The sequence below is a fragment of the Nostoc sp. EspVER01 genome (assembly GCF_034530635.1).
In the GTDB taxonomy this organism is placed as follows: domain Bacteria; phylum Cyanobacteriota; class Cyanobacteriia; order Cyanobacteriales; family Nostocaceae; genus Nostoc.
In genome coordinates, this window is sequence record NZ_JAVRCS010000006.1 from 36,905 (window position 1) to 59,895 (window position 22,991).

At 41.4% G+C, this 22,991-nt stretch carries 14 protein-coding genes and 1 pseudogene; 2 read left to right on the top strand and 13 right to left on the bottom strand.

Annotated features, from left to right (window positions below; translation table 11 throughout):
* Positions 1-164 precede the first annotated feature (164 nt).
* Positions 165-1,043 (top strand): annotated as a pseudogene (locus RMX69_RS07145) (DUF4351 domain-containing protein).
* A 67-nt stretch (positions 1,044-1,110) separates the two neighbouring features.
* Here RMX69_RS07145 and RMX69_RS07150 read toward each other — a convergent pair.
* The 11 genes from RMX69_RS07150 to RMX69_RS07200 all read right to left on the bottom strand — a co-directional run bounded on the left by RMX69_RS07150 (position 1,111) and on the right by RMX69_RS07200 (position 15,232).
* Entirely contained in the window at positions 1,111-1,671 is a 561-nt protein-coding gene (locus RMX69_RS07150) for a Uma2 family endonuclease (protein ID WP_289796663.1), read from the bottom strand.
* A 152-nt stretch (positions 1,672-1,823) separates the two neighbouring features.
* A complete protein-coding gene (locus RMX69_RS07155) occupies positions 1,824-2,993 on the bottom strand; it encodes a helicase-related protein (protein ID WP_322637017.1) in 1,170 nt (389 codons plus the stop codon).
* Between the two features lie 168 nt (positions 2,994-3,161).
* Positions 3,162-4,604 (bottom strand): phospholipase D-like domain-containing protein, encoded by a 1,443-nt coding sequence (locus RMX69_RS07160; RefSeq protein WP_322637018.1) that lies wholly within the window; start codon positions 4,602-4,604, stop codon positions 3,162-3,164.
* A gap of 290 nt (positions 4,605-4,894) precedes the next feature.
* Entirely contained in the window at positions 4,895-6,808 is a 1,914-nt protein-coding gene (dxs, locus tag RMX69_RS07165; protein ID WP_322637019.1) for a 1-deoxy-D-xylulose-5-phosphate synthase, read from the bottom strand.
* A gap of 720 nt (positions 6,809-7,528) precedes the next feature.
* Positions 7,529-7,969: a hypothetical protein gene (locus RMX69_RS07170; RefSeq protein ID WP_289796667.1), complete on the bottom strand. Its 441-nt coding sequence runs from the start codon at positions 7,967-7,969 to the stop codon at positions 7,529-7,531.
* A 453-nt stretch (positions 7,970-8,422) separates the two neighbouring features.
* The gene (locus RMX69_RS07175; RefSeq protein WP_289796668.1) at positions 8,423-9,673 is read right to left on the bottom strand and encodes a competence/damage-inducible protein A; all 1,251 of its coding nucleotides are present in this window, start codon (positions 9,671-9,673) and stop codon (positions 8,423-8,425) included.
* A gap of 111 nt (positions 9,674-9,784) precedes the next feature.
* The gene (glyA, locus tag RMX69_RS07180) at positions 9,785-11,068 is read right to left on the bottom strand and encodes a serine hydroxymethyltransferase (RefSeq protein WP_322637020.1); all 1,284 of its coding nucleotides are present in this window, start codon (positions 11,066-11,068) and stop codon (positions 9,785-9,787) included.
* Positions 11,069-11,592: 524 nt separating this feature from the next.
* On the bottom strand, positions 11,593-11,844 hold the full coding sequence (locus RMX69_RS07185; protein WP_322637021.1) for a hypothetical protein: 252 nt from the start codon (positions 11,842-11,844) through the stop codon (positions 11,593-11,595).
* A gap of 2 nt (positions 11,845-11,846) precedes the next feature.
* Positions 11,847-12,698, bottom strand: coding sequence for a hypothetical protein (locus tag RMX69_RS07190; RefSeq protein WP_322637022.1), 852 nt, complete (start codon positions 12,696-12,698; stop codon positions 11,847-11,849).
* Between the two features lie 166 nt (positions 12,699-12,864).
* Positions 12,865-13,641 carry an RNA polymerase sigma factor SigF gene (locus RMX69_RS07195; protein ID WP_289796672.1) on the bottom strand — a complete coding sequence of 259 codons (777 nt, stop codon included), beginning with the start codon at positions 13,639-13,641 and terminating at the stop codon, positions 12,865-12,867.
* Between the two features lie 754 nt (positions 13,642-14,395).
* Positions 14,396-15,232 carry a photosystem II manganese-stabilizing polypeptide gene (locus RMX69_RS07200; RefSeq protein WP_289796673.1) on the bottom strand — a complete coding sequence of 279 codons (837 nt, stop codon included), beginning with the start codon at positions 15,230-15,232 and terminating at the stop codon, positions 14,396-14,398.
* Positions 15,233-16,017: 785 nt separating this feature from the next.
* Between RMX69_RS07200 and RMX69_RS07205 the strand changes: the two genes are divergently transcribed.
* A complete protein-coding gene (locus tag RMX69_RS07205; protein ID WP_289796674.1) occupies positions 16,018-16,365 on the top strand; it encodes a hypothetical protein in 348 nt (115 codons plus the stop codon).
* A 110-nt stretch (positions 16,366-16,475) separates the two neighbouring features.
* Here RMX69_RS07205 and RMX69_RS07210 read toward each other — a convergent pair whose 3' ends face one another.
* Positions 16,476-21,524, bottom strand: coding sequence for a hypothetical protein (locus tag RMX69_RS07210; protein WP_322637117.1), 5,049 nt, complete (start codon positions 21,522-21,524; stop codon positions 16,476-16,478).
* Positions 21,525-21,608: 84 nt separating this feature from the next.
* A complete protein-coding gene (locus RMX69_RS07215) occupies positions 21,609-22,940 on the bottom strand; it encodes a P-loop NTPase fold protein (RefSeq protein ID WP_289796675.1) in 1,332 nt (443 codons plus the stop codon).
* Between the last annotated feature and the right edge of the window lie 51 nt (positions 22,941-22,991).

Here is a 22,991-nt window from a genome sequence, read left to right on the forward strand (position 1 = left end):
GAGTAAAAGTAATTCGCAGCTACACAAGCAAAGTCCATAGAGGTTGACTTTGGAGTTCACAAATGATTTAAGATTGCTACACTATCTAGCAATCAACTGATGTGGAAAGAGCAGATAATGATAGCCCGTGGAAAGAAATTTTAGAAGCTTACTTTCCCCAAGCAATGCAATTTTTCTTTCCCCAAACAGCAAAAATAATTAATTGGGAACGTCCCCACGAATTTCTCGATAAGGAATTTCAACAAATAGCCCGCGAAGCCGAACTTGGTAGGAGATATGCAGATAAATTAGTTAAAGTCTGGCAAATTCAAGGACAAGAAGTTTGGCTATTAATCCATGTAGAAATCCAGGCGAAATCAGAAGACACCTTTGCAGAAAGAATGTTTTCCTATAACCTGCGGATTTTTGACAGATTTGGGAAACCTGCCATGAGTTTGGCAATTTTGTGTGATACAGACCCGAAATGACGACCCAATCAATATAGTTATAATTATCCCAATACCAGGCTTAACTTTGAATTTGGAACTGTCAAGCTGCTGGATTATCAAAATCGTTGGGCAGAATTAGAAGCCAGCGACAACCCATTTGCAACTGTAGTAATGGCGCATTTGAAGACGCAGCAAACAAGTAAAAAGCTAGGAGAACGTAAAGTTTGGAAATTTAGCTTGATTCGCCGATTGTATGAATTAGGATTGCAAGAAAAAGATATTCGTAACCTTTATCGATTTATTGATTGGGTTATGATTTTACCAAAAGCCTTGGAAGCAGAATTTTGGCAAGAGTTTAAGCAATTTGAGCAGGAGCGAACTATGAGTTACATTACCACAGGCGAGCGCATCGGTTACGAGCGCGGAAAAAAAGAACAAGGACAAACACTTGTGTTACGGCTACTACAAAAACGGGTAGGAGAGTTACCACAAGAGGTTCGGGGGCGCATTCAAACTCTTTCTTTAGAGCAATTAGAAGCACTTGGCGAAGCTTTATTGGATTTTACAGCCATTCAGGATTTACTTAACTGGTTGGAAGCAAATCAAACAGTTTAATTTTTAAAATCCAGTCGGGTGCGTTACGCCAAAAGCTAACGTACCCTAGCATTTATATATTGATTTACTATTTAACCTTTAACCAACTAAATATATCTGCTGGCGTAATTTGCCAATCTGCTAATTCATCAATAACAGTCAATTTATCGTTATTATATTTTACTTCTGGCAATTTATTAGGTTGAAATACCATCACCGATTTATCATTAGAGTCAATAAACCAACCTAATTTTGTCCCATGATTAATACAAAAAATAATTTTATCAATCACACGGTTAGGAAATTGGTCAGGTGAGAGAATTTCAATTATCCAATCTGGATAAGTTTCAAATTTATTGGCAATTTCCCCATCTTCATCAACAACAAGCCGTGACCACTCAAATACAGCAATATCTGGAACTAAAGAACGTCCTCCAAATGTGCAGCGTAATTCAGTTAATGCTAAAGCTTTTTGCTCAGGTTCGCTTACCCGATTAATCTCAGTTGATAAACGAGTTTGGATTCTGCTATGTTTTCCCTGCGGCATTGGTTTTTGATAGATTTTTGCATCAATATATTCACTAGCTGGTTGAGTTTCTGGTAATTGCAGAAACTCTGTTAAAGAAAGATTAGATGATAATATAACCATAAAAATTACTCCTAAAATAATTTAATTATATCTTTAAACCGTTTATAGGGTGTGTTGCGGATAATAAATAAAGACGCGATTTATCGCGTCTTCTGCCTTAATTACGAATTACGTTAGCGCAGAGTTAGCGAGTCATCGAGCGTCATTACGAATTACGAATTAGAAAATAATCCCAAAGAACAAATAATTTGAGGTTCTCGTTTTTCTAGTTCTTCTGTGACAATACACAAACGGTCATCCATTCGTAACGCCACTACTAACTCAGCCAATTGTTGATTATTAATACCACTTCTCAGTTGACGATTCAGAGTATCAATAGCCGACTGTCGCAAAGGATAACGGTAAATCTCATCAATTGCTTTTAAAAGTTCTTCGCTAACAAAAAGTGTTCCTTTCATTTCTTGAACATAACCCTTCAGCCGTTCATAAGTGCGGAATCTTGCACCTGATGGTCGTCCTAATTGACCCCCGGCATTTTTCTCTTCTTCAGCAATCAATTCAGCACCCTTATTTACTAACTCATGATGCTGTTTATCTCTGGGTATCGCTGGAGTAGATTCTTCACACGCCGCCACCCGAAGAACTGCTAATTGTGATTGAGTAACACTATTTCCATCGCGGTCAACATAAATCAAAGAATCATTACCCTCGGTGGTTTTCATATAAAGCAATACTCCCTCTGGTTGCACAGGTTGCGGAGTATGGGCGCGGGTAGAATAAACCACATTTTCCATTTCTTCAATGGTTTTTTTCAAGCCGGGATTACCATCTGTGGCTTTTTTCCAAATTTGAAATGCTTCTGAAGTCAAATCAACTTCTGTATCCTCTTCGCCATCTAAAACTCCAGATTTCTCGTTGTAGAGGTCGAGAATTACTCGTGCATCATCATCTTCAAAAAAAGCTTCATCGGTTCCTACCACTTCCGCATTTTCTTGCAGTCGTTTGCGGAGTCGTCCCCGCAAATTAATAATCCGTTCTACTCCCTCGGCTGGTAAAAAAGAATAACAGAGAATTTTATCAGCATTTTGGCCAATGCGGTCTACTCTTCCGGCGCGTTGAATTAAGCGAATAATCGCCCAAGGTAAATCCCAATTAACAATAATTGCACAGTCTTGTAAATTATGACCTTCACTCAAAACATCGGTGGCGATTAAAATCCGCAACTCATCTGATGATGAAATTTGTTCACGTTTTCCATTACTCACAGGGCTAAATCTTCCCGTCATTACTGTTGGGTCTTTAGATTGACCTCCTACCGCCACGAAATAAGCTATTAAGAAAGCGTTGTTCTGCGTCTGTAGGCGGCTGTTTGTGTTTAGCAATAACGTAATTCTCTAGCCCATAACGAGGTAAGTTAAGTTGATTAATTACTTCTACGACTAACTCCGAGTAAAGCCGAGAATAAAAGTCTGTGTCAGAACCTTCTAGAGGAAACTTGAGACTCCGAGGTAGACGCTGGGGAAAATAAGAACGTGTCCCATCAGCAAATTCTAAATATTTCCGTCCGGTTTCATCTGTGTGGGCATAATTATCTTTAATAAAAGAGCGAGTCGCACCATGTAACGCTTCATCAATTCTCGCCAGTCATCAGGGTGTTCACTTTTTTCAAAGGCAGCTAAAGAACGCACAGAACATTGATGCTTTCTAATAAACTCTAATTCTCCTATCGAACTGCCACCCAGTTCATTAATTAAAGCTTCTGGTCTTAATCCTAAATCTTGGTCTTCTGGCACAAATAGCCGGAGTTGCGCGGAAAGGTCAAGATAACTTTTATTATATGGAGTAGCAGATAGTAAAATACATTTACTTTCGTTAGTAGCAATATATTCTGTAATTGCTCGATAACGTTTGCCTTCACGATTCCGTAAATTATGACTTTCATCAATTAACACAACTCGATAACGGCGGAGTTTTGGTAATTTATTTTGTACTTGACTAATTGGCATAACTTCGGCAAGTAGCCGATAGTTATTTACATATTCTTGCCACATTGACACCAAGTTTTTTGGGCAAATAATCAGTGTTTCTAAAAAACAATCTTCTTGTAATATCTTCGCCAGGGCGGTTCCAACTAAAGTTTTGCCCAAACCGACTACATCCCCAACTAATACGCCGCCACGCCTAGTTACATGACGGGCTGCTAGCTGTACGGCGGCTTTTTGGAAGTCAAATAAATTGTTAAATTCGCGGGGGATGCGAAATTCTGAAAGTCCTGCGATCGCTTCATGGGATAAGTGGTAAGCTATCTTGAGGTAGATGTAGTAAGGTGAAACTAGCTCTTGCCTAGCCCAACTCTGATCGATAATTTCCGCTAATTCTTGGGAAATATCTACACAACCGTAATCTTGCCAGCGATCGCTAAACCACTTTTGCAGTTTATTACACGCATCGTGGTCTAAAATATCAACATTTAACTCCCCTTGTTTCGCCAGTCCGGGAAGGGTTAGATTACTACTACCCAAGAATCCCACAGTTGGAGTGTTAGGGTCATGACGATGTACAAGATATAACTTGGCGTGAAGAGAATGACGGAGAAACAATTTAATAACTAGTTTCTGACTTTTTAGCTGATGACTTAACCGCCGCAACCCCGCTTCATCCTGATTAGTCGGCGCACCGATAGTCAACTGCTGACGAAATTCCGCCGCCATGCGTTTTTTAAACCGCACGATGCTACTGTTATCAATCCTTCCATCACCACTACTCAGGGAAAATGCCGCATAAACTTCATCACTAGGCAAGCTTTGCATCCCAATTAGCAAACGACAACAAGCATTTTCACTGCCAACATACTGTTCAATTAAATCATCAATTCTTCGCCAACCTCTGAGGTTGAAGTAGCCAACGCAAAAATCTGCCCGATAGGAGACTTTCAGGGTTTTTCGTAAAATCGGTAGCAATGATAAATCAATATTGTCCAAAATGCGGGGCATTATTTAAAACTCTATAAATATTTCGTACATCTGTTATATAAGTAAAAATTTTTTCCAGCCAGATAGGGGCAATTCATCAATTGCCCCTACGTAAAATCAGCTATTGTTTGCGTCTAGAACAAAACAAGGCGGGGAAAGATTTGATGTTCAATCCCCAGACACAGGAAACGATGTAATTATCAAATTATTGCAATTGGTGAAGAGTGAATAGAAATAGAGATCGCTAATCTTCTCACAAAAATAACCCCTGTTATAGGGGTTATTTTTAGATAATACTGTTGATAAGTAAACTAAACCACAGCAGATGCAGATACTTGCTGCTTAAAGAAAGCTTGCAATACTCTCTCTGCTATTTGATGACTAGTTAAACCTAGTTCTGTCTTAGATTCATTGGGTTCAGCATGATCTACCAATACATCTGGTACACCGAATCGCTTGACAGGAACAAGAATATCTGCATCTAGTAAAGCTTCGGCGATCGCACTACCAAAGCCACCCATTACACAGCCTTCTTCTAAGGTGACAACACGGCCGATTTTCTTCGCTAAAGGCAAAATCAACTCGGTATCCAACGGTTTAACGAAACGAGCATTAATTACAGTTGCTTCAATGCCATGTTCGCTGAGAATTTCCGCAGCTTGCATTCCTGGATAGACCATTGTGCCATAAGCAACAATTAACACGTCATCGCCTGTACGCAGAATCTCGCCTTTGCCGATTTCTAAAGGTTCCCAACCTTCTTCCATCAAGGGAACACCGTAGCCATTGCCACGAGGATAGCGCATTGCGATCGGGCCACTGGTATGGTTAACACCAGTTACTATCATGCTTTGCATTTCTGCTTCGTCTTTGGGTGCCATTATTGCTATGTTGGGAATACAACGCAGATAGGCAATGTCATACATACCTTGGTGAGTGGGGCCATCAGCACCGACAATTCCTGCCCGATCCAAGCAGAAGAATACTGGCAGGTTTTGGATGCAGACATCGTGAACTATTTGGTCGTAGGCGCGTTGCAAAAAGGTAGAATAAATAACAGCTACAGGTCGCATTCCTTCTGTTGCAAGTCCTGCTGCTAGAGTAATCGCGTGTTGTTCCGCAATACCGACATCTATATATTGATTCGGCAGTTTTGCTTGAAGTTTATCTAAACCTGTCCCCGTTGCCATAGCCGCAGTAATGCCAACGATTTTGGGATTTTGTTCGGCAAGTTTTACCAGAGTGTGAGAAAAGACTTTGGCATAAGCTGGGGGTTTGGGTTTATTAGAAGGAATGGCTTTGCCAGTTGCGACGTTGAAGGGGCTTTGGGCGTGGTAGCCAACTTGATCTAGTTCGGCAATTTCATAACCTTTGCCTTTCACTGTTGCCACGTGTACCAAGACTGGGCCTATTATCTGATGTGCTTGTTGGAAAGTGGCAATTAATTCTTCGAGATTATGCCCATCCACTGGCCCAATGTAGGTAAAGCCGAGTTCTTCAAAAACTGCACCTACCTTCGGAACAGCCAAGCGCTTCATACCTTCTTTGATGCGTCCGAGTTCGGGTGACAGGGATTCACCCACGAAGGGAATTTGCTTCAACTGTTCCTCAAGATTATCTTTAATAAATTGCACCGGTTGGCTGAGGCGCATTTTGTTGAGATAGCGGGGAATCGCGCCGACGTTGCGAGATATGGACATGTCGTTGTCGTTGAGAACAACCAACAGGTTAGTTTTCGGCATATGTCCGGCATGGTTGATGGCTTCTAAAGCCATACCCCCAGTCAGTGCGCCATCCCCAATCACAGCGACAGCTTTAAATTTTTCCCCTTTCAAGTCTCGCGCTAAAGCCATGCCCAATGCTGCTGAAATACTTGTAGAAGCGTGTCCAGCCCCAAAGTGATCAAACTTGTTTTCACCCCGTTTCAGATAGCCCGCAACTCCGTCCTTTTGTCTGAGGGTGTGGAAGCGATCGTAACGTCCTGTAAGCAGTTTGTGGGGATAAGCCTGGTGTCCTACATCCCAAATCACTTTATCCCGATCTAAGTCCAGTGTTTGGTAAAGTCCTAGTGTTAATTCGACAACACCCAACCCTGGTCCTAAGTGTCCACCATTAACTGCTACTGTTTGAAGATGCTTATCTCGAATCTGACGGGCAATCTGTTGCAGTTGGCGAACAGATAAACCGTGCAACTGATTAGGATGGGTGATTTCGCTCAGATGCATATTATAAGGTTTTCCTCTCTAACTTCGAGTCTCGGTATTTTGATTTTCCCACGGTCGGGTTGTCCACAGAATCAAACTCTTACATTGTTACTAAGTTGTAGTGGAAAGTATAACTTCTTAATTGATAATGGGGAAAAATTTGTTAACCATTAACAATTCGTCAAATTAAATTGCAATCAGTTAATGTTATAACACATTTGGCAATAAGTAATGCTACTTAAAAATTGTTTTTTGTCCGTATAGAAAAACAATTTTTCTAGGAGTAGTTTGCGGTATTTCCCTAAGCAGATTACTCAATTTTGCCATCTTCAGTTAGTACAAAAGAAAGTCAAATAATTTATAACTATATATTTAGCATAATCGCTGGTAAATATTTAACAATAGTTTCTTCTCTTGTACGGTGAAAATAGCTAATTTTATCAGCGATCGCAAGTTCCTATAGCTATGAAAATATGTATCTAAAGCTACTCTATTAGTTTATATAAATATCATGTCTGGGTAATTAGTAGATTTTAACTATAATTGTCTGTAGTGAAGCAGAGCTAGCTGTGTTACCCTACCATAATGGTTAACTACCTGTAAATTGCTGTAATAATATTGACATAGCCTGAGACTTTTCAAAATTATTCGTAAACAACAATATTTCCGACTTCTTTAAGAAGTCGGAAATTTAAAGCTTTCGATTTTTACAAATCCAATAGGATTGCTATATCTATATCTCTATTTACCAAAAGCATCTTTGATGTTATCAACAGTACGTTCAACAACATTCTTGGTGTTGTCTACTGCTTCTTTAGTCCGAGATGCATCTTCATTTGCTCTTCTCTGAATTGTAGCGGCATCTTTCTTGGCTTTGCGCTCAATAAAGCTACCATTGTCTGTTGATTGGTCAACTTTCTTGGCATTGCTCTTGGCAGCTTGCTTAACTTTATCTGCGGCATCATCAATGAAATTTTTGGTTCGTCCAGCATCTCTACTAGCTTTTTCTTGAGCGCGATCGCCCGCATCTGCAATCAAGGTTGCAGCAGGATCGGCCATTGCTGAGGTGTTAGAGAAAAATGCACCTTGCCAAACGAAAGCGATTGCTAACATACAAAACAGCGCTGTGGCCATCCAGCGTTTTACGGTGGAAAGCTGTTTTGCAACATAATTGGATTTCATACAATACAATCTCATGTGATTTAGTATACTATTTCTACTTCATTTAGCTTATTAGCCATATCGATCCCTAGATAGAAGTTCTGGCATCAATAGTTATGAAACGAATTCACTATTTTGATAGATTGAATTTTGAGTAAAGATTATTCTCTCTCTGATCGTCAAAGGTGAAATTAAACAGTTTACAGTTTACAGACTTTGGAAATGAGCGATAGAACCCAGAAAAAAGTTAGCGATCGCCCTTCAGTTAATCAACTTGCGATCGCTTCCAGCGGGCGGTTACGCCATCGCAACTGACTTTTTACGATTGGGGCGTTTGCGTTCTGATTTTCTCTTCAGTTCAACATCTGATGAGTGGTACACCTACTACAAAGCCAATGCTGAATTCTGACTCACCTCGACTGCGCTCGGCGACCACCTGGCTCCTGAATTCTGTTCGATAACATAATATACCTGCTACCTGCTCAACAACTTCCGGCGCAGATTATCCAACGCTGCATTCGCACTCACATGACGAATTAAAGTTCGACCTCGCACAGTTCCAAACTGATACTCAAAACTTATCACTTCATCCTTTGGCCCGGCTAAACCAATGTAAACTAAACCCACTGGCTTCGTATCTGTCCCTCCACTTGGGCCAGCAATTCCAGTAATACTCAGTCCCCAAGTTGTTGCAAGGCGGGTTTTGACTCCAATAGCCATTTGCTCTGCAACAGTAGCACTTACTGCCCCAAATTTATCTAAATCTTCCTGGTTAACCCCCAACAGCCTAACCTTCACCGAATTGTCATAAGAAATTACTCCACCCCAAAAGTAATCAGAACTCCCAGAAATCTCGGTCAACATTTGCCCTAAACCGCCACCCGTGCAAGATTCTGCTACTGAAAGCGTTTCTTTTGATGCCCGCAACAACTGACCGACTACGGAAGCGAGAGTATCATTATTAACGCCATAAAAATCCAGTCCGGCAATTTCTTTAAGTTGTTTTTCAATGGGCGCAATTAGGGCTTCTGCGGCTGCTTCTGAATTTGCTTTTGCAGAAACTCGTAATCTTACTTCCCCCTTACCTGCATAAGGGGCGACTGTGGGATTTGGCAACTTTAAATAGGAAGCAACCTTTTCCGCTAAAGCAGATTCACCAATACCCCAAAACTTTAAACTCCGGCTGTAAATAATTTCTTTACCCCAACCTTGACTTTTGAGAAATGGCACAGCTGTTTCTTCCCACATCGCGTGCATTTCACTTGGAACACCGGGAAAGGTAAAAATTGTGATTTCAGTACGAGGTTGCCAAATGATGCCGGGTGCTGTTCCAGTGGGGTTGGGTAGAATTTCTGCACCTTGGGGAATCAAAGCCTGCTTGCGGTTACTTGGTGACATAATCCGACCACGTTGGGCGAATTTCTGGGTTATGTCTTCGATGATGTCAGAACGTTCTACCAACGGAACTTTAAAAAAATCGGCGATGGTTTCGCAGGTGAGATCGTCTGGTGTTGGGCCGAGTCCACCAGTGAAAATGAGAATTTGCGCTCTGGAAATAGCAATTTCTATAACTTGCTTCAACCGTTCTGGATTATCTCCAACCACTGTTTGATAGTAGTGGGGAATACCTAGTTGCGCTAATTGTTGCGCCAAAAATTGAGCATTGCCATTGAGGATATCTCCTAGCAATAGTTCAGTACCAACACAAATAATTTCTGCACTCATTAGAAGGAATAGTTAGGAGTTAGGAGTTAGAAGTTAGGAGTTAGAAGTTAGGAGTTAGGAGTTCAATATTTAAAACTCATCACTCCTAATTCTTAACTCCTAACTATCATGTCAGGCTAATGCTGGTACAGGAATTTCCAGGTGAGGATATAAGGGGAAGCGATCGCACAATGCTGCTACCCGTTGCCGACAATCTTGGGTTACTACGTCGGAATCTGGAGAAAGTAAGCGATCGCTAATAATATTGGCAATCTCGGTAAATTCTGCTACTCCTAAGCCCCGTGTGGTCATTGCTGGCGAACCTAACCTCAGACCGCTGGTAACAAATGGTGACTGCGGATCAAAGGGAATAGTATTCTTGTTAGCAGTAATATTCACAGTACTGACTAACTGATCTGCCTGCTTCCCAGTTAGGCTTACAGAGCGTAAATCTACCAAGATTAAATGATTGTCAGTGCCGTTAGATACTAACTTTAAACCACGATTTTGCAGTTGTTCGGCTAAAGCACGAGCATTTTCAATTACTTGGGCAGAATAAGTTTTAAACTCAGGCTTGAGGGCTTCTCCAAAAGCTACTGCCTTACCAGCAATAACGTGTTCCAATGGCCCGCCTTGGCTGCCAGGAAAAACAGATTTATCTAGCTTTTTACCTAGTTCTGCGTCGCTAGTCAAGATCAAACCACCTCTAGGACCGCGTAGAGTCTTATGGGTAGTTGTTGTGACTACGTGACAGTGAGGAATCGGGTCGGGATGAAGACCAGTGGCAACTAAACCAGCAATGTGAGCAATATCGGCAAGTAAGTAAGCGCCGATTTCATCAGCAATACTACGGAATTTTTCAAAGTCAATTACACGTGGATAAGCCGAATAACCACAAATCAAGAGCTTAGGACGCTCCCTCAGCGCCAGCTCGCGAATTTGATCGTAGTCAAGTTGTTCTGTTTGTTGACTGACACCGTAGTGACTAACTTGGAACCACTTACCTGAAAAATTGACAGGGGAACCGTGGGTAAGATGTCCCCCATGAGACAAATCCATCCCCATAATTTTGTCCCCTGGTTCCAACAGTGACAGGAACACAGCAAAATTCGCTTGTGCGCCAGAATGGGGTTGCACATTTGCATGAGCAGCCCCAAATATCTGTTTAGCGCGATTGATCGCTAGTTGCTCTATTTTGTCGATAAACTCACACCCGCCATAGTAGCGTTTGCCAGGTAAGCCCTCAGCATATTTATTTGTCAATACCGAACCTTGAGCCGCCAGTACAGCAGCAGACGTAAAGTTTTCACTAGCAATCAACTCCAAGTGATCTCGTTGACGCTGTAGTTCGTCGTTGATTAACCCTGCGATCGCCGGATCGCTGGAAGAAAGAAAGTCTGAATTAGTCCTAGTCACTTGAATTATCCTTATGGAAATTTGTACAACGGCTGATTTTGCTTGGACGCAGCACCTAAATATACAGTCAAGAGCAATGGTTTTTGACTGCTGTACAGAGGGAATTAATCGTCTCCGTACTCTGGAGGTTTATTTGTACCAACTTATTTATTATTAGATCCAAGCTCGATTAATGCATTAATTATCATAACGTTGCTTTTTGAAATCCTCACCTTGCTGCCTGTTGTGAGGTCGTTAGACAGTATTCTTTATGAGCCTATGTTAAATAATGCTTAGGGACTTGCGTGAAAATAAAGTACCAATAAACCGAGTTTCGACTGCGCTCAACTCTCGACATCTGAGGGTTGAGCGCAGCGATGCAATGAGCGCAGTCGAAGTGTCGAAACCCTCCTGGCTGGGACACTATTAACCCGCAGATCCCTTACTGCGATCGCTGCTCTGTAGAATGATTCATGAACAACAAGAACCCCAACTTCTTTAATGAGTCGGGGTTCTGCGGGCTGAAATTCTCACAAATCAAAAAATCAAATAGGATTCATATAGCGATTTTGATAGTAAGCCAAAATCTGGTTAACTCGTTGCCGATTTTCTAAGCTAGAGTTTGGTGTCCACGAGAGACTCAAGCCAGCAATTTGACTTTGATTGTAATCAAACTGTCGGGATGACTGGGGAATTAAGTCCACTTCCACCCCTTCGATTTGACGTAAATGAGCTGCTATTTCTCTATAAACAGCTAAAGGCAAACCAGCGAATTCAACTTTTTCCTTAGTCTCCATCTTTATGAAGCTCCCACATTAAAGGTATTTTGGAGGGGCGTTGTCACTGAAATAGCATTGCCGGTAACAGATGCAGCTGACGACGTTGATTTGACAGTCCCTTCCCCTACCATTTTGGCAACTTCAATACCATATTGTTCCAAAATCACGATGGGGTTGTAGCCCTGATTCATTTCAATACGTTTAATTAGTACGCCATTTGCTAATCGTTGTCCCGCCTGTACATACCGACTTGTTGGCTCATCGGGTACTTTGATAATTGCCTGTGGTTCTTTACTAATTAGAACTACACCAGTCACAACCACTGCCCTTGCTAACTCAGGCTGTGCTGGCGGTGGCAATACAGAGACTAAAGTGGGGTTGGGGACAACTTGAGGCAAAACTTTAGGCAACACTGAAGTCAAAGTAGGATTGACTTTTTTTGGTAGGGAAGAAACGTTATTTTTCTTTGGATTTAAAGCGATGCTGCGTGTTGGAAGTTTTCGTACTGCTAGTGATGCAGTCGGTAGCTTAGGAACCACGGGAACTGGTCTTCCAGATGTTTTAGCCATTCCGGGAAGAGTCTGCCCGAAAAGTTGTGCAAAAGGATCGCTTCGAGCTTTTGATACCACAAGTTCCCGTGTCCGCTCTGTAGCATTCGTGGATTGAATCAAGTTAACAGATGCAAGATTAACTTGTGAAACCTGTTTGGCTGGTATCACTGGATTCTTAAAGGATTGAGCCGCTGGTGGCGACTTTTTTGCTATTTTGGGAACTGGCACAGGATTGATGGCTTGTGGTGTATCTTCAGAAGCACATCCGGCGATCGCCAAAGTTAGAATAGCTGCAATTGTAATTTTTGAAGTTATGCCCATGAGCCTTTCTCAAAAGCCATTGGAAAATTGAAAAGTGGAAATCAACATGCCTAAAATTTGGATCAAAGGCAAAGTATCTTCCCTTTATAACCTAATTTTTTACATTTCAAGGGTTATTTTTAGCACTGCGTCCACAGTATAACTGCGGTTTGTTGTTTGTTTGCAGTCAATCTTCTGCCACACCCATAAGCTCTTTCATCAAATCCAGTCCTTTCTTGACTCGACGGGAAACTGTTACTACACTGATGCCCAGATGTTCTGCAACTTGTTTTTGGGTCAAATCTTGCAAAAACACACATTCCAACACGTCGCGGGTGCGTTTTTCTAGCTGAACCAACGCTTGTTGTAAGCGAAGTTGATCTTCTTGTGCCAGTTGAAAGCTGCGATAGTGAGGATCTGGAACCAATTCTCCCAAGCAAGTAGAACCTTCTTCTCCATCTTGGATTGGCACATCAAGACTCAAGGGAGCGCGATTGACCCATGCTAATTTAATTTCTTGCCATTCGTTTGGAGAAATTTCCAGTGCTGCTGCTAATTCCGAGTCGGTTGGTTGACGATTGTGTTTTTCACGCCAAGAACGTGATACTCCTATTGCTTGCTGTTGGAGCGCTAACCATTTCCGAGGAATTCGCACGGTGACACCTTTATCTCGGAGATAGTGTTGAATTTCACCCCGAATATAGGGAAGAGCGTAGGAACTGAAGGCATGTCCCTTGGAAATTTCAAATCTTTCAATAGCTCTGATTAAACCCAAACATCCAACTTGAAGCAAATCATCGTAGGTTTCATGACATTGATTTGTCCAATAGTGAGCTTCTTTTCTCACAAGTCCAAAATTGAGTTTTACCAGTTGATTGCGGGTATTTTCTGACGGAGATTGCTGATATTCTCGCAACAACTGCCAAATTTCGTGCTTTAGTTCAGTGGTGACTGTGGTAGGCATAGCACCGGGTTTATTGAGCAAATAAAGAATCAATTATTCGCTTTTCAAATTCAGCTGCGATCGCACGATATCAAATGAAATATGGCGCTATATTTCCTAGCAAATACTATGGGAGATAATAAAGACTTTCTATTAAAATTCCATAGGTTACTTGACAATCGAGCAGAATTTAAATGGGCGAAATCGTTATTTAGTTGGTTATTTATCTTTGGTATGACCTGTAGCTTTTTTAGAACCACATAGAAATAAAATATAAAATTAATCACTAAATATAAAACCGAGATTGTACTTAACTTGAATTAATTAATGATGAAGTTAATTTAGAGAAAAGAAACAAAAGTAGTCGAGCTTTTGTTTGACAAGCAAAAGTTGGATTTACAGTAAAATTACGTGTTCATCCCAATAAAAATTATCCAAAGTCCACAAATTACTAATAATTTAGAAAAATCTTATGTATATTTACGCAAGTCAATAAAAAAAGGGCGTCTCACCCTTTTTTGTACTTAAGTCTATAGTGTTTTAATGAAAGGGAAAAGGTTAAAGGGATGAATCAAGTCACCCATAAGACTGAGGGATAATAATTTTCCCAATTGTCAGGGCTATTTTGCCCTCAGATTTAACTTTTTCTCATTTTTGTAAAAAATTTATCCACCCTCTTTTTTAAAGAGGGTGGATAGGTTAACTTTTGCGATCAAGTCTGATACTTACAGAATTGTCGTTTTGAGTGCCAGTCAGTTGCCTTACTTTCGAGGATTTAGCCACGAGTCGATTCAACCCGTCCATAAAATAGACCACGAATCTTGACTTCTTTTGGTTCGCCAGCACCTAAATCTGTATCAGATGGCTGTTCGCTCTCGAAAGTGCCAGCAATTTCACCGCTAGAACTGTCTATTTTGGCGATTTGCAGAGAAATCTTGCCATTAAGATTTTCAGCACGCTTGACGTTAGTGCGGGTAAGTTCTTCATCATCTGCTTGGGCGGGAAGAGCCACAGCATTATCGTAGCCACTGACGACACCACGACCTTTGGGATCTAGGAAGGCAGCACCACGATAGGAAGGAACTTTAAAGCTGCCTTCAAAGTCCGTAGAGGTGTTAATACTAGTCAAGCTGGGTTGGCTTTGAGCAACCAAATTTTTGATGGTGAAGAGGAAAGGTACTCGTTCACCACCAGGAAGTTGCACAGTGATAGCTTGGAAGTCAAGACCATCAGTTTCCGTAAAAGTCAGGCTATTATCTGCGTTGACTTTCAGATTACCTTGCACCTGGTCAATGGTGGAAGTGTATCTGGTCAACAATTTGCCAGCAACAAATTCTGCTTCTTGCCGTTTATTAGCAGGTTCTTCTTTAATGAAGAAGCTAGTTGGTTCCAAGCAAAGTTCTTTGATGGTATAAGACTGGCTAGAATCAATGGGAAGGGAACCACGGCTTGTTTCTGCTAGTTGGGGGCATTTGTTCGCCAAGCCAGTGCCGCGAATTTGATCGTAAGTGAGTACATCTCTACCACTACTGGTAGTAGGAGCATCACTACAAGCGGTTATTAGTCCCAGGCACAAAGCCAAGAATGCAACAATTAAAGCGCGATACCTCATGGTCAACCTCAATCTCAAAAATTAATATCTAAGTTGTAAAACTGCATCGAAGCTTTGATCTCTGATGAGAAGCCGCTACTCTGCGAAAAGCTACCTTTGTTCGGACACGGCTTTGCTCTGATAAGAGAGTTGAAGCAAGTGTTCGGGTGTCTAGTTGTCAGACGCTGCTCAAACTTTTCTCTGCTAAACGTAGTTAAACGTGTCGCTATCTTGAGCTTGGGGTGTAGACCCCAGACTAAGTAGCACACTGCATCCATTTTGGATGTGTGTCACTAGGGGAGCAAAAAACCAGCAGTTTTACTGTTGGTGGCATTTGTTTGGAATTGGGCGAGTGTATGAGTAAGCTCACACAGAGAAGCATAAATGCTTGTGCCTTGAAAAATGCGAACAGGGGTGTCTGCTTCGCACTTTGCTCTTGCTTATCGTAAAAGCGGCGTCGCCCAAGTCTTTTTGTATCATGTATGTGACGCCACTACATACAGCCCATTGTTAGATGGGTAAATCAGCCAGATCATACGATTTTTTTTAACTCAAAATCAAAGTTCTCAAAATCCAAGAAAGTCTCGTCCCGATCGCATCTAGCTTCTGTAAAGCCTATGCTAAAGGTTACTACGCTCTTTTTGGAGCGATCGCAATTGCTTTTGATAAAGATACAAATCTAGTTATATTCACCCCTAACTAGGGCAAGTGAGGAGATGCGATAACAGGGAGACAACTGACAAACTAGGGAAAATTAAAAATCTCCGGTAAATTTGAGTTGACCTCATTTATACGGAAAAGGTGGCATGAACGATCACAAAAATATTGAATCAGAGAAGTTGTCTGCTAAACTGCAAGCGATCGCAACTGTGGTGTATGATACCGCTACAGCTTGTGAAGGCGATACTGTAGCTCTTTTGGCTTTGCTGCGGCAATTAGAGCAGTTACACCGAGAGATCCGGGATGGGGTTTTTCAAGAGAGTTTGCCTGTTAACCGCCGCCAACTTTACTCACTGCTGAAAGATATTGAGTCTGAGGGAGGCTGGCCCTACATTGAGCGTATGAGGCTACAAGCCTTTTTAGCGAATTTGCCACAAGAGGCTCCCGAAGAAAATAGCCATGAACTTTTGGAGAGCGATCGCTCTTTTGGCTGATTAGCTCGAAATTTATTTTTAGCTCTGAATTAATAACTCTGATCGCCTCATCAACCGCTAAACCAAGAGCGGTTGCTCATTGAGGCTTCAACCTAATTCATAATTTGTAATTAAAAAGGGTTTGTACGGGTTATCCCATCACAAAGAAGGCGATCGCGCTCTTCAAGATTGTGGTTGTGCTTAAGGTAATCACCTAGCCAATCGCAACCACGAACAAGCAGATCGTCAAGATGTAAATTCCACAGAATTATCGTGTTGTCATCACTAGCTGATGCTAGTGTTTGACCATCTGGGCTAAAACTGACACTTAATACCGGAGCGCGATGCCCATTGAGACTTTTAATTAATTTGCCATCACGGCTCCAGAGTTTCACTGTACTGTCCCAACTGGCAGCGGCGAGTAATTCACCATTAGGGCTGAAAGTCACGGCATTGACGCTATCACTGTACCCCTTTAATAAAGTTTTTAACAACGTCCCATCCCGTCGCCACAGTTTCACGGTGTTATCCCAGCTAGCAGAAGCCAGCAACTCGTCAGTAGGACTAAAGCTGACACCCAATACCCAGCTATCATGGGGCGAGAAAGTTTTGAGCAAAGTACCATCCCGCCGCCAAAGTTTCACTGTTTGATCGTCACTGGCAGAAGCTAAAACCTGACCATCTGGGCTGAAATTGACGCTATTTACCCAACCCTGATGTCCCAGTAAGGTTTTGAGCAACTTGCCCTCACGATTCCAAAGTTTTACAGTTTTATCTTTGCTAGCTGATGCTAAAAACTGACCATCTGGGCTGAAATTGACGCTCATGACACTATCGCTATGTCCCTGGAGAGTCATTATTAAAGTACCGTCAAGCCGCCAAAGTTTCACAGTTTTGTCATAACTTCCTGAAGCCAGCATTTGACCTTTTGGGTCAAAACTGACACTAGGAACTTTATTTGTGTGTCCCATCAAAGTTTTGTAAAGTCGAGTTTTAATCTCGCCACTACTGGTGTATCGCTGCCAAAGTTTGACAGTGCGATCGCTACTACCAGAAGCTAGCATCTGACCGTCGGGACTCCAAGCAACGCTCAAAACTCGATCTCGATGCCCTTGAAGAATAGACGGTCTGGGAGCATCTAAACTCCATAGTTTCACGCTTTTGTCGAAACTTCCTGAAGCTAACAATTTGTTTTTTGGACTGAAAGCAATGCTAACGACAGCATCACTGTGTCCTTTGAAGGTTTTGAGTAAATTACCAGTGATACTCCAGAGATTTATGGTATTATCTTCGCCTGCGGAAGCTAACTTTTTACTATCCGAACTAAAGCTCAAACTCCACACCGTACCGTTATGCTGCCGTAAAGTTTTGTAAGGAAAAAAGTCAAAACCGTCTTTAGTGTTACTACTCTCCCGCCGCCAAAGTTTCACTGTCTGATCTCGACCTGCTGACGCCAGAAATTTACCGTCTGGGCTGAAAATAGACACAATTACGCCTTGCTTATGTCCCTGCAAAGTTGTAACGAGTCTACCGTCCCGTCGCCAAACTTTCACTGTTTTGTCGTCGCTAGCTGAGGCGATAAATTGACCATCAGGACTGAAGTTTACCCAGTTAACCCACCCTTGATGTCCTCTCAGTATTTTTACTAAGCTACCGTCTTTGCGCCAGAGTTTTATGGTTTTATCCTTACTGCCAGTAACTAATAACTCGCCATCAGGACTAAAATCGACGCTATAAACCCAATCTTCATGTCCTCTCAGGGTTTTATATGGTTTGGGGTCAAATTCACCTGTAACCGAGTTTTTGCGCCAGATTTTCACTGTTTTGTCGAGGCTAGCGGAGGCTAGGGTTTGACCATCAGGGCTGAAACTTACACAGGTAACAGCATCACTGTGACCTTTAAGGGTTTGGAGTAAACTACCGTCAGGATGCCAAAGTTTCACTGTCTGATCTCGGCTACCTGATGCTATCAACTGACCATCTGGGCTGAAAGTCACTCCCCAGACGATATCAGTGTGCCCTTCCAGGCGGTTAACCTCAGTTACCCCATAAACTGCTTGTTGTAAAGCTGTTACCACCCGCATTCGGGTATCTGGCTGAACTCCATCTGCTTGTTTAAGTCCTCTCCAAGCCCGCAAACTTTCTAAGAGGGCATCAAATTCTTTATTAGATGCAAACAGAGCTTCACTAGCGGCAGTGATCGCACTAATTTGCAAGTTGGTTTCACTACGTTCAGCGCGTAGAGTTTGGCGGACTGCTGCTCTTTTTTGTAAGTCGGCTTGCCACCATAATGCTGCTATTGTTCCACCCATAATTGCTAGGATCGCACCTGCTATCCGCGCTTCCCGCAGTCGTCGTTGTAATACCAAATTTAGTTGCTTTTGACTAAGTTGTTGGGCTGCTTCTGCTCTAGTTTTTTCAAGTTTGATTTTTTCTAATTCGGCGAGCATACCATAGTTGTTCTTTTGGCGAATTGGTTCAACTAAATAATCGTGAACCAACTGGTAGCGATCGCCTAACTCTTCTCTAACTCGCAATACCAAGCCTGAACCCACCAATATTTCTAAAATCAGTTCTCCAACTTTGTCAAAGCTTGATATTGTATCTATATCATAATTATTAACTAATGCAGCCGCTAAATCAGCTTTATTTTTTAAAGGTCGCGTCCCCTTTTCGTCTGTTAACTCAAATAATAATTTCCAACTTAACTCTTCGTTCTCTTGACCGCAGTCTTTGATAACTTCCCCTAACCAGCGTTCCACCAATTTTGCCGAGCCACCACAAAGCTTATATTCCGCAAGTGTCGTAATGTTTTCTATTTGTAGTTGAGCACCGACTATTTGTAATTCAATTGGATGTACTTCGTCTAGTTCCCCTGTCAAATCCTGGACTAATCGGTTAATTAATTCCTCACTTAGTTCATAATGTGAACGTTGAGTAAGACTGTGAATTATGGCTTTGGCATCTCGACTAGAGAATTTTCCTAAATAGTAGCGAATGTCTTTATCAAGAATATTTTTATTAATTACTCCTAAATCATATAAGCCAGTACTATTTTTCTGGCTCAAACGTTCAAATTCTAATAAATGATGTAAGTAATCTTCTCGTAATGAAAGAATAATTTTTACATAAGAAATATTTAAACATTCACTAAAAAATTTATAAAATTCTATTCTTTGTGTAGGAGGATTACTAACAAAGAAAAATTCTTCAAACTGGTCTAATATAATAACTATTGTATAATTACGCTCACATGCTAACCGAATTCTTTCTAGTATTATGGTGGGTGTAGAGTCAATATTAACCGATATTCCTGTGTATGCTAATGCTTGATTGATACTGTTACTCAAGATTGTTATCCAATCAGTATAAACAGACAAAACAATCGGTATAGGAATACGTTCACCAATAACTTTTCCCTTGAGTGCTGGGACTAAACCAGCTTTGAGAATTGAACTTTTACCTACACCTGATGGCCCATAAATAACTGTGAGTTTGTAGTCAGCGCGGGCAATTCTTTCAATTAAGCGATTGACATCTTGTTGCCGTCCAGAAGCAGATATTTCTTGAGCAATTTCTTCAGGAATAAATGGTATTTTGTGAGGTTCTAGTACTGGGTTGATTCTGGGGCGTTGTGGCTGTAATTGACTTGCTCCGATAAAGGCACGAAAGCCATACTGATGTTCTATTTTAATTTTTTCTTGCTTCAGCTTAAAGGCTTCTGTATAGTTATGACACTCAAAAAAGTAAAGCGATCGCAGTTCCTCTAAAATCTCTAAGTACAGTAATGGCTGATGTTGTAACTCACAAACTACCCTCGCCCATTCCAAGTTATTGATAGCTTCCTCACACTCACCCAAATGCCGTTGTGTGCGTGCTAGCAAGAGAAGATACCAACTTTCTTGTCGTCGTCTTCGCAAAGCGTCTCGCAGAGAAACTTGTGTTACTTCTTCAGAGATAGAAAGCGCTGTATTTGCTAATTCATGAGCCAGTACCCAATTTGATTCTGAAGCCGCCACATTTGCCAAAAAACCATAATTTTGAGCAACCTGTGCGGGAGTTCCATAAGTTTTATGTAGATGTAATGACTTTTGAGCTAATTCTTTTAAGTCATCCCAGGCTTGTAAACGTTGCAGCATTTCACAAGCAGGCAAAATGAATTTAGCAACTAAGTCTTCTCTTTGTACCTCTTCCAATAGCTCCAAGCATTGTTTAAACCACGACAGAGCATGTTCGCAATAGCTACTAGTATTCTGGTATAAATCTGCCATTCGGTGATAACAAAGCCCTAGGTGGAATAGTACTATTGCTTGCTTGAGTAAAGATGAGGGGGGCATAGGTTGAGGACATGAGAGAGGCAAAGAAGAATTATTCTCCCACTCTGCTATTCTCCTTGCTTCCTGCTGCCATAATGCTAGGCTTCTTTGATAATTGGCTAAAGCACCATTAATTTGATCGTTGGCGTATTTATCTCGCCCCAATACAAACTCTAAACTAGCTTCTAATCCTGGTGTTAATTTAACCCCATACAGGCGTAGTAAATCATTACGTGCTGATTCTATTTCGTGACGGTGTTGTGACTTAGGATCTAAATCTAGAAAGGCGTTAGATAAAAATGTTTCAGCACCTGCTTCTAAAACTTTGTCAAATAGAGATTCTTCTTCTTGAGAGATCAAAGCAATTAAATCTGCTTTGGCCATTTCAAATTTAATAGTGGTTGCAGCCCAGCTTTTGAAATCAGGTGCTAATTTTGAAAGCAATGATGCCACTTCATCCTGTAGCCACAACACCACTGGAAATGGAAAAGTTGCAGCATAGATATCTCGTGCTTGATTGATGCCTGTAAGTAAGTTTTCTAGGTCGTTAATTGACTCAATACCGAAAACCATCACAGCAGATGGCAAAGTGTCTGTAAGGACGGCAGGATTATCTAAAGATAGTTCTGAGATGATTGTGCTGTGTAAAGAAGTAGTTGATGGATTGAGAACGATTTCTCTGATATTAATTTCTTTGGTGGTCGAGCGAATATTCTCCAACATTTGCTCGCGTAATCGCCCATAGTTGCATCGAACTAAAATCAGAGCAAATTGACCTTCGGAAAGTGCGATCGCTCTAATCAGTCTTTGCAAAGTATGCTGATTTTCTTTGGTGTAGACACGTAGCTGTTTATCATTACTCATTGGATATGGGGTATTAGGCATTGGATATGGGGCATTGGTCATTAGTTGACTAACAAATGACCAATGACAAATTACAATTGACTGTTACTTGTTTTGTTGCCAAGCCAAAACTTTTTCTGTTTCTGCCAGGGCTGGACTGATGCCAAACCAGCGCCCCACAGGATCGCGATATTCAAACAGATACATGCTTCTTAGTAAGCTCTGATAGTCAGACTCACCTTTAACTCTCTGCTGCTGTACTACTTCAAACAATAATTCCCATTGGGATTCATCAATAGCTAATAGCAGATCGTCACGGTAGTCCTTAATCACGGCTTCTAAGCAGTCCCTAGAAAAAGGCGGATCTTGTCGTTGCAGGCAGCTATAAAGTAAGCCTAATAAGTTACGAATGTGACCACCACTAACGCGACATAGACGATCCAAGGTTTGGGAGTGATCGAATAATTCTGTAATTAATAAAAGTCTGCTATTCAAAGGAACTTCTGGAAAAGCCCTAGCTAGAACTAACTGGCGTACTAGTGACATTCCTGGTTCGTAGTCACTGCCATCTCTTTGCCGCACTAATACCATCGGCAGTACTTTTGGTGCAATCCCTCCCCCCAGACGATTTTTCAGTGTCTCATATTCATTGGAGAAAATTAATGTTAGAGGAATTGTGTAAACTAGATGGCATTTGAGTCGGCGTAACTGTTCGCCTCGGTCGATGAAGAGATATTCTGGTTGCGATCGCCCGGATGCTAAGGGACGCATATCCACTCGATCCAAATTATCTACAATCACTACCAGTCCTTTTTGACCCCTTAGCTTTAGCTGTTCAACAGCCTTTTCTAAAATCTCTTCGTTAATCGCTTGCAAAATACTATTGGTACGTGGTTCCAGATATTGTCTTAGTTGATTCCGCATCTGGGTGCTATCTTTGGTTTTGGCGGTAATTTTGGCAATACCCAAGGACAACTCTGCTTGTCCAGAAAGCTCTATGGGGCTTTGCAAAAAATCGCCTACTTCTTTAAACAAATTAGTAAAGTAACCAGGTTTGAGTTTGATGCTAATACTTTCTAAACTGGCACTGACTTGACGGGCTACACTCAGCAAAATATCGCTGATATCAATATCCGCCATGTCTAAGTCTTGGCTGGACTCAAAATAAACCACATGAAATCCCGCCAATTCTAATTCTGTCTTGAGGCGCTGCAATTCCGTTGACTTACCGCAGCCAATATGACCCGTAAATAACTGACAGGTTGGCTCATCAGGAGAAATCCGAACGATAGTCCGTTGCAATTCTTCGACAATCTTGCAACCACGTACATCAGCAAAATCTATGTAATACTGCCGATCTAGTACGTTACTTATATTTAGCGTGTAGCTAGGGTTACATGCTTTATAAAAACGTGACAAATTTAATGTCGTTTTCATGTATGTAGAGGTTTATGTAGATGCAGTTTAGTTTGAATTTTTTATACAATT